The sequence below is a fragment of the Jiangella aurantiaca genome (genome assembly GCF_004349105.1).
Taxonomy (GTDB): Bacteria; Actinomycetota; Actinomycetes; order Jiangellales; family Jiangellaceae; genus Jiangella; species Jiangella aurantiaca.
In genome coordinates this window covers 1-12437 of sequence record NZ_SMLB01000068.1, presented here as the reverse complement: position 1 = coordinate 12437, position 12437 = coordinate 1, and the positions used below count along the sequence as shown (strand labels likewise).

Annotated in this window: 13 protein-coding genes; 8 read left to right on the top strand and 5 right to left on the bottom strand. The window is 70.6% G+C overall.

What is annotated here, in order from left to right; all coding sequences use genetic code 11:
- Positions 1-2: 2 nt before the first annotated feature.
- Positions 3-557 carry a DUF1697 domain-containing protein gene (locus E1262_RS28200; protein WP_132107675.1) on the top strand — a complete coding sequence of 185 codons (555 nt, stop codon included), beginning with the start codon at positions 3-5 and terminating at the stop codon, positions 555-557.
- A 96-nt stretch (positions 558-653) separates the two neighbouring features.
- The gene (locus E1262_RS28195; RefSeq protein ID WP_132107674.1) at positions 654-1706 is read left to right on the top strand and encodes a M14 family zinc carboxypeptidase; all 1053 of its coding nucleotides are present in this window, start codon (positions 654-656) and stop codon (positions 1704-1706) included.
- Positions 1707-1805: 99 nt separating this feature from the next.
- Here E1262_RS28195 and E1262_RS28190 read toward each other — a convergent pair whose 3' ends face one another.
- Complete coding sequence (locus E1262_RS28190; RefSeq protein ID WP_132107673.1) at positions 1806-2459, bottom strand: winged helix-turn-helix transcriptional regulator; 654 nt, start codon at positions 2457-2459, stop codon at positions 1806-1808.
- A 147-nt stretch (positions 2460-2606) separates the two neighbouring features.
- Here E1262_RS28190 and E1262_RS28185 point away from each other — a divergent pair, with 147 nt between their 5' ends.
- The gene (locus E1262_RS28185) at positions 2607-2963 is read left to right on the top strand and encodes a hypothetical protein (protein WP_132107672.1); all 357 of its coding nucleotides are present in this window, start codon (positions 2607-2609) and stop codon (positions 2961-2963) included.
- Positions 2964-3106: 143 nt separating this feature from the next.
- Complete coding sequence (locus tag E1262_RS28180; RefSeq protein ID WP_132107671.1) at positions 3107-3532, top strand: hypothetical protein; 426 nt, start codon at positions 3107-3109, stop codon at positions 3530-3532.
- A gap of 10 nt (positions 3533-3542) precedes the next feature.
- Here the strand turns inward: E1262_RS28180 and E1262_RS28175 are convergent, their stop codons facing one another.
- Positions 3543-4376, bottom strand: a complete 834-nt coding sequence (locus E1262_RS28175; protein WP_132107670.1) for an SDR family NAD(P)-dependent oxidoreductase — start codon at positions 4374-4376, stop codon at positions 3543-3545.
- Between the two features lie 78 nt (positions 4377-4454).
- On the opposite strand from E1262_RS28175, the gene purF reads away from it, so the two are divergent.
- Both purF and E1262_RS28165 read left to right on the top strand, forming a co-directional pair.
- The gene (purF, locus tag E1262_RS28170; RefSeq protein ID WP_132107669.1) at positions 4455-6035 is read left to right on the top strand and encodes an amidophosphoribosyltransferase; all 1581 of its coding nucleotides are present in this window, start codon (positions 4455-4457) and stop codon (positions 6033-6035) included.
- 130 nt (positions 6036-6165) lie between these two features.
- Entirely contained in the window at positions 6166-7092 is a 927-nt protein-coding gene (locus E1262_RS28165) for an SH3 domain-containing protein (RefSeq protein ID WP_203454587.1), read from the top strand.
- A 393-nt stretch (positions 7093-7485) separates the two neighbouring features.
- On the opposite strand, the gene E1262_RS28160 is transcribed toward E1262_RS28165, so the two are convergent.
- Positions 7486-8436 carry a GNAT family N-acetyltransferase gene (locus E1262_RS28160; RefSeq protein WP_162606126.1) on the bottom strand — a complete coding sequence of 317 codons (951 nt, stop codon included), beginning with the start codon at positions 8434-8436 and terminating at the stop codon, positions 7486-7488.
- Positions 8437-8593: 157 nt separating this feature from the next.
- On the opposite strand from E1262_RS28160, the gene purM reads away from it, so the two are divergent.
- Entirely contained in the window at positions 8594-9664 is a 1071-nt protein-coding gene (gene purM, locus E1262_RS28155; protein WP_132107667.1) for a phosphoribosylformylglycinamidine cyclo-ligase, read from the top strand.
- A gap of 94 nt (positions 9665-9758) precedes the next feature.
- Here the strand turns inward: purM and E1262_RS28150 are convergent, their stop codons facing one another.
- Complete coding sequence (locus E1262_RS28150; RefSeq protein ID WP_132107666.1) at positions 9759-9977, bottom strand: DUF3073 domain-containing protein; 219 nt, start codon at positions 9975-9977, stop codon at positions 9759-9761.
- 145 nt (positions 9978-10122) lie between these two features.
- Positions 10123-11217 (bottom strand): Glu/Leu/Phe/Val dehydrogenase dimerization domain-containing protein, encoded by a 1095-nt coding sequence (locus E1262_RS28145; RefSeq protein WP_132107665.1) that lies wholly within the window; start codon positions 11215-11217, stop codon positions 10123-10125.
- A gap of 92 nt (positions 11218-11309) precedes the next feature.
- Here E1262_RS28145 and E1262_RS28140 point away from each other — a divergent pair.
- Positions 11310-12437, top strand: a 1128-nt coding sequence (locus E1262_RS28140) for a DHA2 family efflux MFS transporter permease subunit (protein WP_132107664.1), incomplete at its 3' end; no start/stop codon positions are given.

Below are 12437 nucleotides of genomic sequence, written 5' to 3'. Positions count from 1 at the left end.
CCATGACGCGCCAGGTCGCGCTGCTCCGGGGGATCAACGTCGGGGGCAAGAAGAAGGTCGCGATGGCCGAGCTCCGCGCGCTCGTCGAGCGGCTCGGACACACCGACGTGGCCACCTACATCAACAGCGGCAACGTCGTCTTCACCAGCGGCATCCCGGACGCCGGACGCGACGATCTGGAGGCGGCGATCGAGCGGGCCATCCAGGCCGAGCTGGGCCTGGAGGTCGCCGTCCTCGTGCGCACCCCCGGCGAGCTGGCGGCCGCCGTCGAGGCCAACCCGTTCCCCGACGCCGTGCCGGCCCGGCTCCTCCTGACGTTCCTGCGCGAGGAGCCGGCCGCCGATGCGTTCGCCGCCGCCGAGCGGGTGGATTCCGGCGCCGACGAATTCCGGGTCGGCGGCACGACGCTGTACCTGCACTGTCCCGACGGCATCGGCCGCAGCAAGCTGGCCGAGGCGCTCGGCCGGGTGAAGGCGCCTGTGGCCACGGCCCGCAACCTCGCCACCGTCCGCAAGCTGATCGACCTCTCGCATGTCGAGACGCCCAAAAGATCTTGACAACGGGTCATTTCGACCGGTAAGAGCTGGAGTGTCCTGTTCGTCCGCCGTGCCACCTTCCTCCGCAGCGGGACGGCGCCATCCCCGGGAGCTGCCATGCTGCGTTCACGTCATCGATCACTCTCCGGCCTCGCCCTCGGCCTCGGAGCCACCCTCGCTCTGACGCTCTCGGCCGCGCCGGCCGTCGCCGAGCCCGCCACCGTCCCGAACGGGCCGTGGGTCGAGGATGCCCAGCACGTATCGCTGGAACGACTGCACACCTACGCCGAACTGACCGACGCCCTGCACCGGCTGGAACAGCGCAGCCAGGGCCGGGTCGACGTCAGCAGCATCGGAACCACCAACGAGGGCCGAGACATCTGGTACGCCCAGGTGGGCACGGGCGCGACGAAGCTGCTCTACATCACCCAGCAGCACGGCAACGAGCCGCTGGGGACAGAGGCGGCGCTCCAGGTGCTGCAGCAGCTGGGCACCTCCCAGGCGTCGTGGGTCCGCGACCTGCTGGGCGAGATCACCCTCGGGATCGTCGTCCGCGCCAACCCCGACGGCACGGAGCGATACCAGCGGCAGAACGTCGACCCCGACTGCTCCGGCGCGTTCTGCCGGCCTGGCGTCGGGTACGACATCAACCGCTTTCACGACCCCGCGATCGACCCGGCCGACAACCCGGTGCCCGAGGCGGCGGCCATCCAGACGCTGGTGCGGGCGTGGCAGCCGGACATCACCGTCGATTACCACCACCAGGGCTCGTACGTCGCCGACGACGGCAGCCTGATCACCACGTCGATCATGTGGCCCACCAACCCTAACGTGGCCCCGGCCATCGTCGACGCGTCGAAGCAGGTGGCGGTGACGGTCTACGATGCGCTCTCCGCGTACGGGCACGGCGAGGTCAGCCAGTATCCCGGCGACAACCTCGCCGGCATCGCACGCAACTCCTTCGGCCTGCAGGGCAGTGCCAGCCTGCTGGTCGAGCTGCGCGGGGGCATCGGGCAGAAGAGCGCCGGCTACCTGATCCGCCAGGCCTACCTCGCGATGATGGCGGTGGCCCAGGCGGCGGCCGACGGCACGCTCGCCGACGTCGACCCGAGCCGGGCCGACGACATCCCGCCGCGCGGTCCGTCGGTGTCGGACGACGAGGACGAGTGACGCCGCTGGACGTGTTCGGAATGCCTGGGCGCGGCCGGTCGCGCGCGGTGGTGCGCACGCGCGACCGGCCGCGCGCCACCCGCGGATGCGGGCAAGAGATCACGACCGGTGCGGGTCGGCGACTCCGTATAGCAGCTGGTGGAGGGCCAGACGATCGCCCACAAGGGTCACGGTTCCTCCGGCGAGCGCAGCGTCGAGCGAGGCTGGATCGGCCAGCAGGCTGCCGAGCGTCTTGGGGTCCGTACGAAGCGAGATGTCGGCCATGGCAGGTTCACCGCTCTGCACCTGAACCTCTCCGGACTCGACGCGGACCGTCCAGACCGAGCCGTCGAGATCGAGGCGACAAACGATCGGCGGCGCCGCCGGGTCGGGACGAACGCCGATTTGCAGGAAGATCAACACCGAGGTGGCGCTGAGCGAGGTGGGCTCTGGGGGGCTCGGGGCATCGATCCCCCACTCGCTCAGAGCTCGGACGATCGGTTCCAGCTTCCGGCCCCACTCTGTGAGTTCGTAGACCTGCGTGCCCGCCGTTGAGGCCAGTTTGCGACGACGTATCACCTCGTGATGTTCGAGTTCTCGAAGTCGATCGGCAAGCAGGTTCGAGCTGGCGTTGGGCAGAGCGTGCCGCAGCTCGGAGAAGCGTCGAGGCACGAAGAGCAGCTCCCGGACGACCAGCAGTGCCCACCGCTCGCCGACAACGTCGAGAGCCCGAGCCATCCCGCATGAGTCCCGATAGCTACGGCTGGTCGGCATGACTACTCCCTCCTTGCATCCACCCTGATCCTACACTGCCACTCATCGCAGTTGTTTTTCGCAATCACTCGTGGTTATGGTTGAGCGATACGGCGTGGCGGAGCCAGCGCCGAGGTCGCGCAACAACCCGGCAGACAGGAGCCTGCGATGAGTATTTCGACGTCGAGAGAGATCCCAGCCTCGGCTCAGAAGCCCCAGCATGCGACGATCGTGGATCCCGATGCGCACCAAGTCGTGTTCGAGAACGAACACGTTCGGGTGATCCAGGCGCGCGCCTCTCACGGTTGGGAGAGTGCGATGCACTCGCACCTGCCGATGCTCGTGGTCAACCTCGGTTCCGGGCGACAGAAGGTGACCTGGGCGAATGGGACCACGCAGATCGTGGATCTGAACCCCGGTGCGGTCGTCTGGCAAGAAGACGCGTTCGATCACGCCTGGGAGTTGGTGGCGGGCGAAGTCAACGTGGTTCTCGTCGAGGTCAAGTCGGCAAATGTCGGACAATAGGGGCTCGGCCCGCACCGAACGAACCCTCGTCGGCAACCAGCCCGTGACCGGCGGCCGGGTGCGGTCCGGGCGCGGCCGCCCGTCATCCAGCTAGGACGTCGATTCGCGTCGCCAGGGCGGGCCGCCGCTGAGAGACTGCGGCCATGGAGAACGAGGCCATCCTGCTACAGGTGCGCGACGGCGACCTGGTCGGCGTCGGTTCCTGGGTCTACGTGTGGCTGCGGCCGGGCGACGTTCGCCCGGTGGTCTACGTCGGCAGCACGGGCGTGCCGCCGGTGGTGCGCATCTGGCTGCACCTGCACGACACCGACCCCGACGTCGGGCGGCTGCTGGCGCGGTATCCCGACGTCGCTCGCGATCCCCTCGACGTACTCGCGTTCTCCGTTCCCGACCGGCTGGACCGCGCCGCGGTGAAGGCGGCGCTGGTCGACCGGCTGGAGACTCGCGGGCTGCTGTCCGAGCGGTACGTCGGCGATCCGCCCGGCCTGCTCACCGGGAACGGCGCCGTCGGGCCTGCCGTCGAGTGGATGGTCGGCCAGGTCGTGGAGCACAACGGCGCCGCCGGTTGACGGCGCCCGATCAGTGTCGCTGGGCGAGCGCCCGCGCGACCAGCGTGTCGGACAGCTCGCGCAGCTGCCGGCGGGCGACGGGTTCGAGCGCCTGCGGCTTCGGCGTCGCCGCCATCGTCTGGTCGAAGTAGACGCCGCTGACGTCGGCCAGCTCGGGGTCGGAGATCAGTCGCAGCGTCGCCTCGCCGCCGTCGTGCAGTGTGCTCAACGGCCTCAGCTCCGCCTCGCGGACCATCGATGTCGCCATCAGCGTGGCCGGGTGCAGCGCGTTCACCGTGACGCCGGTGCCGCGCAGCTCCTCGGCGAGGTCGATGGTGAACATGATCTGCGCGAGCTTGCTCTGCCGGTAGGCGCGGTAGCCGTCGTAGCCGTGCTCGAGCATCGGGTCGGCGAAGTCGATGGGTGCCTGGCCGATGGACGCCACGTTGACGATGCGCGCGGGCGCCGCCGCCACCAGCGCCGGCAGCAGCCGCCGGGTCAGGTGGTAGCCGGCCAGGTAGTTCACCGCGAACCGCAGCTCGATGCCGTCCGGGCTCAGCTCGCGGCCGCCGCCGGGCTCGCCGAAGCCCACTGCCGCGTTGTTCACCAGGACGTCCAGGCCGGCGAAGCGGTCCAGCACCTCGTCGGCCAGCCGGTCGACCTGGGCGAGGTCGGCGAGGTCGGCCTGGACGACGCCGACCGGCTCGCGTCCGCCCTCGGCCCGGATCTCCCGGGCGGTCTCGTCCAGACGCGCCGGATTGCGGCCGTGCAGGACGACGCCGACGCCCGACGTCGCCAGCCGCAGCGCGAGCCATCGGCCCAGGCCATCGGTAGCGCCGGTGATCAATACCGTCGTGGGGCTCATGTCTTAAGGCAACCACCCGGCGCACCGGTGTTCTTCCCTCCGCTCGTAATCCGGGTCACGCTCCGTACACTGGGTGCCGTGGCCCGGGGCGATGGACGACTCACGCACGACATCAACCCACAGGAGAAGGGGCCGCAGGACGCCTGCGGCATCTTCGGGGTGTGGGCACCCGACGAAGAGGTCGCCAAACTCACCTACTTCGGGCTGTACGCGCTGCAGCACCGGGGACAGGAGTCGGCCGGCATCGCCGTCGGCAACGGCGAGCAGATCCTCGTCTACAAGGACATGGGCCTGGTCAGCCAGGTCTTCGACGAGTCGACGCTGAACACCCTGGTCGGTCATGTCGCCGTCGGGCACACCCGCTACTCCACCACCGGCGGCAGCCACTGGCAGAACGCGCAGCCCACGCTCGGCGCGACGCCGGCCGGCACCGTCGCGCTGGCGCACAACGGCAACCTCACCAACACGGCCGAGCTGTTGGACATCGTCCGTGAGCGGGTCGGGTCGGCCAGCGGCGAGCTGCGCTACGGCAACACCACCGACACCGCGCTCATGACGGCGCTGATGGGTTCCTACGCCGACCGCACGCTCGAGGAGAGCGCCATCGAGGTGCTGGCCCTGGCGCGAGGCGCGTTCTCGCTGGTGTTCTCCGACGAGAACACCCTCTACGCCGCCCGCGACCCGCAGGGCGTCCGTCCGCTGGTGCTGGGCCGGCTGGAGCGCGGCTGGGTGGTCGCCAGCGAGACCGCCGCGCTCGACATCGTCGGCGCCTCGTTCATCCGCGAGGTCGAGCCCGGTGAGCTGGTGGTCATCGACGCCGACGGGCTGCGCTCGCACCGGTTCGCGCCGGCCGCGCCGAAGGGTTGCCTGTTCGAGTTCGTCTACCTCGCCCGGCCCGACACCCACATCTCCGGTCGCTCGGTGCATCAGACCCGCGTCGAGGTGGGCCGCCGGCTGGCCCGCGAGCACCCGGTCGAGGCCGACCTCGTCATCCCGGTGCCCGAGTCCGGCACCCCGGCCGCCGTCGGCTACGCGGAGGAGTCCGGCATTCCGTACGGCATGGGGCTGGTCAAGAACGCCTACGTCGGCCGGACGTTCATCCAGCCGTCGCAGACGCTGCGCCAGCTGGGCATTCGGCTCAAGCTGAACCCGCTGCGCGAGATCGTCGCCGGCAAGCGACTGGTCGTCGTCGACGACTCCATCGTGCGCGGCAACACCCAGCGGGCGCTGGTGCGCATGCTGCGCGAGGCCGGTGCCGCCGAGGTGCACGTGCGCATCTCCAGCCCGCCGGTCACCTGGCCGTGCTTCTACGGCATCGACTTCGCCTCTCGCGCCGAGCTGATCGCCACCGGCCTGTCCACCGACGAGATCTGCCGCTCGATCGGCGCCGACTCGCTCGGCTACGTCTCGCTCGACGCCCTGGTCGAGGCGTCGACGGTGCCGAAGAACGATCTGTGCCGGGCCTGCTTCGACGGCGTCTACCCGATCGAGCCGCCGGCCCGCGCCGGCAAGGACGTCCTGGAGCAGGAGACCATCCCCGGCTGCGAGACTCCTGACCGCGACGGCCTGGCGCGAGCTGCGTCACTCGGCGATCCAGCCGACGGTCTGAACTCCCTGCTCAGCGCGGGTGGCGCCGCCGATGCGCTGCGGCGTCCGTGAGGCCGGGTTGTGACAAATCGCCCGAAATGTGGTTGCCTGCTCCTCGGTCACGAAATGGTATCGGCCTGAGGATGGAGATCACGTAGTGCCGAGAGCTCGTCACGGACGTTCGCGTCATCGACGCATCAAGGTGCCAGCGCTCACCCGTCTGCCTGCGCTCTCCAGCCTGACGGCGCTCACCCGCCGCCGGGTCGCCCTCATGGTCACTCCGGTCGTGCTGGCCGGTGCCGCCGTCGCCGGCGTGACGCTCTGGCCCGACGGATCCGGCGAGCTCGGCCAGGACGCGACCACGTCCCTCGGCATGCCCGAGCGCGAGGAGTCCGCCAGCCGCGGCGAGGACCGTCCGACGCTGCCGCCGATGACGCCGAACGCGGCCCCGACGCCCACGGCGACGCCGACCCCGACTCCGACTCCGACGCCCACCCCGACCCCGACTCCGACGCCCACGCCGGAGCCGACGGTCGCCGGGCAACTGTTCGTGACGGCGGGCCTGAACGTGCGCACCAGCCCCGACCTCGAGGCCGAGGTCGTGACGGTCCTCGGCACCGGTACCCAGGTCGACATCACCGGCGCCACCGAGGGCACCTGGTCGCAGATCCTGCTCGACGGCGAGCCGTACTGGGTGGCCACCGAGTACCTCGCCGAGGAGCCGCCGGCCGAGGAGCCGTCCGGCGGCATCTCCGCCGCCGAGTGCGAATCCGGCTCCGCGGTCGAGGACGGCCTCACGCAGGACGCCGTCCGGGTGCACCGTGCCGTCTGCGCCGCGTTCCCGGAGGTGGAGTCGTACGGCGGCCTGCGTCCCGGCGACAGCGGCGAGCACGGCGACGGCCGGGCGCTGGACATCATGATCCGCGGCTCCGTCGGCGACCAGATCGCCGCCTTCGTCCAAGACCACTACAGCGAACTGGGCGTCAGCGAGATCATCTGGGAACAGCGCATCTGGACCGTCGAGCGGGCCGAGGACGGCTGGCGCTGGATGGAGGATCGCGGCGACGACACCGCGAACCACTACGACCACGTCCACGTGACCGTCTACGGCAACGAGGGCACCACCTGATCCGGTGCCCGGCACCGAAGAGGTCCTGCAGGGTGATCCGCACCGCCGCGTGGTGCGGATCGGCGATACCGTCCGTCTCTGTGTGGCGTTTGTGTCGCTGCGCGTCCACGTGGTGAGATTTGCCGGCGTTTCGGGGGCCGTCACGAGGTTTCCTCACGCATCAACAGGGCTGCAATCGTGTTGATGCTCGGGTAATCCTCGTGATGTCAGCGATCATCGATGATCATCGCTGTCCACAGGCTCACGGCGGACCATAGCGTCGGTTGCGGAGCCCGGGTCGTGCCCAGACTCGCCCCGTCCCCCTGATCGCTGCCCGTTCTTGGCCGCAGCAGGGGGGACGGCGACGTCCCGAGCTCCCGGCGAACGCCACCCCGACCCATCCGAGGGCTGCCGTCAGCCGACGAGGTCGATCCGAGCGCTCTCCTCCTCGAACCCGACCGCCTCGAAGGCTCGCCGCATCGGGACGTTCTCGTCGTCCGTCTCGCCGACGACCTTCTCGGCGCCGTGTTCCGCTTGCCACGTCGTCATCCACGCGAGCAGCTCTCGGGCGTACCCATGGCCGCGCTGCTCCGGCACGACGCCGACGTAGCCGGTGAACACCTTGGCGCCGGGGTTGCCGGTGACCAGCCCGACCAGCGCGCCGCCGGCGTCGTAGGCGACCCGCCAGCCGTCGACCGGGCCGGCGTAGTTCACCATGTCGGCCAGTTCCTCGGCGGCCAGCTCCGCGGCGTCGCGGGTGCGCAGCGACCGCCGCGTGTGGGCGTCGAGGCTCCCCTGGAACGTGCGCAGGTACGCGTCGGCGAGCACCGGGTCGTCCGGTCCGCTGACCGGCTCGAACCGCAGCCCGTCACGGACGGATGGAAGGCCGGCGGCGGGCGTCCAGCGGAACCGCCGCCGCGTCACCAGGATCTCGAACCCGGCCGCCTTCGCCGCCGCCAGCAGGTCCGGCAGCGCTGGCGGCGGATCGTCGCGCCAGCCGGCCGGCGGGAACAGGTTCAGCTCGACCTGCTCCAGCCCGCCGGCGCGCAGGTCGGCGGTCGCCCGCCGCAAGAGCGCCGTCATGACGTCGACGCGGTCCGGCTCCTCGCCGAGGTCGAAGAAGTCGAGGATCCACGGCTGGTCGTTGGCGGGCGCACCCCAGCCGGCGACCCGGCCGGCGGTGCGGCCGTCCCGGTCCGCCGTCCAGACCCACTCGGGCCGGCGGTTGCGGTTGGCGAACGCGGTGGTGAGGTGCTCGTCGGTGACGACGAGATCGGCGATCGGGGTTCCCAGCTCGGACCGGGCGCCGCGGAGCAGCGCGAGCGCTTCCTCAGGCGTACTGGGACGGGTGATGCTGACGTGCATGCTCTCCTCCGGAGAGTCAGGCGCCGTCCTCATCCTGGAGGGCGGCGCGGCAAACCTGGCGGTACATCGCGACCTCCTCTCCGTGCCGGGCCGGACCACTGATCGGTCCGGACGCTGGGCGCGAGCCTAACACGACCCACCGGATACGCTTTGACGCGTGTCGAGCAGCGATCGCCCGCCCGCGGGTGCCACCTATGCCAGTGCCGGGGTCGACATCGAGGCCGGCGACCGCGCCGTCGAGCTGATGAAGGAGTGGGTCGCCAAGACCCGCCGCCCGGAGGTCGTCGGCGGCCTGGGCGGCTTCGCCGGGCTGTTCGACGCCAGCGCGCTCAAGGCCTATCGCCGGCCGCTGCTGGCCACCAGCACCGACGGCGTCGGGACGAAGGTCGCGGTGGCGCAGCGGATGGACGTCCACGACACCATCGGCTTCGACCTCGTCGGCATGGTCGTCGACGACATTGTCGTCTGCGGGGCCGAACCGCTGTTCATGACCGACTACATCGCTTGCGGCCGCGTGGTCCCGGAGCGCACCGCCGCCATCGTCAAGGGCATCGCCCAGGCATGTGTGGCCGCCGGCTGCGCGCTCAGCGGTGGCGAGACGGCCGAGCACCCGGGGCTGCTAGGCCCGGACGAGTACGACGTCGCGGGCGCGGTCACCGGCGTCGTGGAGGCCGACGCGCTGCTCGGCGCCGACCGCGTGCGGGCCGGAGACGCCGTCGTCGCGATGGCGTCGTCAGGGCTGCACTCGAACGGCTACTCGCTGGTGCGGCACGTCTTCCTCGAGCGGGCCGGCTGGGCGCTGGACCGCGACGTACCGGAGCTCGGCCGCACGCTGGGCGAGGAGCTGCTCGAGCCCACCCGCATCTACGCGCGGCACTGCCTGGCGCTGGCGGCCGCCGTCGAGGTGCACGCGATGTCGCACGTGACCGGCGGCGGGCTGGCCGCGAACCTGGCTCGGGTGCTGCCTGACACCGCGACGGCCCGGCTCGACCGCGCGACGTGGGCGCCGCAGCCGGTGTTCGGGCTGGTCGGCGAGGTGGGCGGGGTGGCCGAGCCGGAGCTGGAGAAGACCCTCAACATGGGTGTCGGCATGGTGGCCGTGGTGGCGCGGGACGCGGCCGACGAGGCCGTGCGCGTGCTGACGGACCGGGGGGTGCCGGCGTGGATCGCCGGCGAGGTGCTGGACGGTGACGGCACCGCGACCCTGCACGGTGCCTATCGCGCGTGACCGTGCACGACTGATCGGCTCGGGCGGACTGCTGGCCCCGGGCACCCGAGGCCAGCAGACCGTCCGGACGATGCGATATCGCTAGCGACCCGGGTCAACCCGCATGACGACGGGGCTCGTCGTCATCGTCGTCGAGGTAGCGCGAGTACTCGTCGTACTCCTCGCTGCTGTCCTCGTCGAGGCCCGTGTCACTACTGCCATTGCCGTCGGTGCCCAACTCACGCTGCAAAGCGCCGAAGTCGGTGTCCAGAGTCTGGTACTTCAACCGACGGGCGACCTTTGTCTGCTTGGCCTTGGCCCGGCCGCGCCCCATAGGGTCGACCCCCTCGCACAAACCGGGGCGACCAGCTCACTGGACGCCCTCGTTTCCGTTCGAATGACATCTACTCGTAGGGACAACGGTACAGGGTCCGAGGCTGTTCCGCCTCATCCGGTACCAACTAGCGTTCTTCCCCGCGTCATCCGCGCAGGTAGACATCGCGCAATCGGCTGACAGCGGCGATTCGGCGCTCGGCGAGGCGGTCGGCGGCGACGGCCGGCGGCACGCCGTCGTCGGCGGCCAGCTGGAAGATCTCGCGGGTGGTATCGAAGATCTTCGTGGCCTTCGCCTTGGCCCGGTCGAAGGAGAATCCGTGCAGCTCATCGGCCACCTGGATGACTCCGCCGGAGTTCACGACGTAGTCCGGCGCATAGAGGACGCCGGCGTCGTCGAGGCTCTTCTCGATGCCGGCGTGGGCCAGCTGGTTGTTCGCGCCGCCGCAGACGGCCGCCACCCGGCCCTCGGTGAGCAATGTCATGGTGTCGTCGTCGAGCGCGCCGCCCAGCGCGCACGGCGCGTACACGTCGATACCGGCGCCGAGCAGCTCGTCGGCGGTATCGACGACGTCGACCTGCGGGTGCGCGGCGCGCAGCTGGTCGATCGCGTGCTCGGACACGTCGGTGACGACGACCGAGGCGCCCTCGTCCAGCAGCAGGCCGGTCAGCTTGGAGCCGACCTTGCCGACGCCGGCGATGCCGACCCGGCGGCCGGCCAGGCTGGTGCCCCCCCACAGCCGCTCGGCGACGGCGCGCATGCCCTGGAACACGCCGAACGCGGTCAGCACGCTGGAGTCTCCGGCGCCGCCCTCGGCCGGCGAGCGGCCGGTGACCCACCGACTCTCGCGCGCGACGATGTCCATGTCGGCGACGTAGGTGCCGACATCGCACGCGGTGATGTAGCGGCCGCCGAGCGACTCGACGAACCGGCCGTAGGCGCGCAGCAGCGTCTCTGACTTGTCCAGCTCGGGATCGCCGATGATGACCGCCTTGCCGCCGCCGTGATCGAGGCCGGCAAGGGCGTTCTTGTAGGTCATGCCGCGCGAGAGGTCCAGGACGTCCTCGAGTGCGGCGTCCTCGGCTTCATACGGGTAGAACCGGGTACCGCCGAGGCCGGGTCCGAGAGCGGTGGAGTGCAGCGCGATGATGGCTCGCAGGCCGCTTCCGGCATCGTGGCAGAAGACGACCTGTTCGTGTCCGGTGTGCCGACCGAACACCAGGGGCGACGCCTTGGTCATGGTGGTGACCCTTTCACGTCCGGGCCCGCGGGGTGTGCGGGCTGGTGTCAAGCTCACTCTAGGACGGCGGGCGGCAGCGAGGAGGTAGCACGGTGAGGCGATGGCACGGGAATCCCTGGGCGATCCTGCTCACGCTGTGTCTCGGGTTCTTCATGACGCTGCTCGACGTGACGATCGTCAACATCGCCATCCCGAGCATGATGGACGAGCTGGGCGCGTCGCTCGACGAGATCCTGTGGGTCATCAACGCCTACGTGATCATGCTGGCGGTGCTGGTCATCACGGCCGGCCGGCTGGGCGACCTGCGTGGCCAGCGGGCCATGTTCATCATCGGTGTCGCGGTGTTCACGCTGGCGTCGCTGGCCTGCGGGCTGTCGCAGGGCCCGGCCATGCTCATCGCCTGCCGGGTGGTGCAGGGCATCGGCGCGGCGATCCTCATGCCGCAGACGTCGGCGCTGCTGATCACCACCTTCCCGCCGGAGAAGCGCGGGATGGCGTTCGGCGTCTGGGGCGCCGTGGCCGGGGTCGCGACCGTCGCCGGCCCGACCCTCGGCGGGCTGCTGGTGACGGTGCTCGACTGGCGGTGGATCTTCTTCGTCAACGTGCCGGTGGGCGCAGTCGTGCTGGCGATGGCGTGGTCGATCATCCCGGAGTCGGGCCGGCGCGAGCGGCACCGTCTCGACCTGCCCGGCGTCCTGCTGGCCAGCGCCGCGCTCGTCTTCCTGACGTTCGGCCTGGTCGAGGGCGAGCGGTTCGGGTGGGGCCGGGTGTGGGAGTTCGTCTCGATCCCGGCGCTGCTGGCGACGGGCGCCGTCCTGCTGGCCGTGTTCCTCGTGTTGCAGGCGCTGCGCCAGGACCGCGAGCCGTTGATTCCGTTCGGGTTGTTCCGCGACCGCAACTACTCGGTGATGAACGGCGTGGCCGGGCTGGTCGCGATCGGGATGGTGGGGACGTTCCTGCCGATCACCATCTATCTGCAGACGGTGCTCGGGCACACCGCGCTGCAGGCCGGGCTGACGCTCGCGCCGATGTCCGTGGTGTCGATGTTCGTGGCCCCGGCCGCGGGCCGGTTCACCGACCGCGTCGGCGGCAAGTACATCCTGATCACCGGCCTGTTGCTCTATGGGATCGGCATCCTGTCCTTCGCCCTGGTGGCGACGGACTCCGCGTCGTGGTGGCACTTCCTGCCGTCGTTGCTGGTGGCGGGGTTGGGGCTGGGC

What these genes read in the sequence shown, in the direction of transcription:
- E1262_RS28195 (WP_132107674.1), top strand. Translation starts at nt 654, where the DNA reads ATGCTGCGTTCACGTCATCGATCACTCTCCGGCCTCGCCCTCGGCCTC.
- E1262_RS28175 (WP_132107670.1), bottom strand. Translation starts at nt 4,376, where the DNA reads ATGAGCCCCACGACGGTATTGATCACCGGCGCTACCGATGGCCTGGGC.
- E1262_RS28200 (WP_132107675.1), top strand. Translation starts at nt 3, where the DNA reads ATGACGCGCCAGGTCGCGCTGCTCCGGGGGATCAACGTCGGGGGCAAG.
- E1262_RS28150 (WP_132107666.1), bottom strand. Translation starts at nt 9,977, where the DNA reads ATGGGGCGCGGCCGGGCCAAGGCCAAGCAGACAAAGGTCGCCCGTCGG.
- E1262_RS28190 (WP_132107673.1), bottom strand. Translation starts at nt 2,459, where the DNA reads ATGCCGACCAGCCGTAGCTATCGGGACTCATGCGGGATGGCTCGGGCT.
- E1262_RS28160 (WP_162606126.1), bottom strand. Translation starts at nt 8,436, where the DNA reads ATGCACGTCAGCATCACCCGTCCCAGTACGCCTGAGGAAGCGCTCGCG.
- E1262_RS28185 (WP_132107672.1), top strand. Translation starts at nt 2,607, where the DNA reads ATGAGTATTTCGACGTCGAGAGAGATCCCAGCCTCGGCTCAGAAGCCC.
- E1262_RS28180 (WP_132107671.1), top strand. Translation starts at nt 3,107, where the DNA reads ATGGAGAACGAGGCCATCCTGCTACAGGTGCGCGACGGCGACCTGGTC.
- E1262_RS28145 (WP_132107665.1), bottom strand. Translation starts at nt 11,217, where the DNA reads ATGACCAAGGCGTCGCCCCTGGTGTTCGGTCGGCACACCGGACACGAA.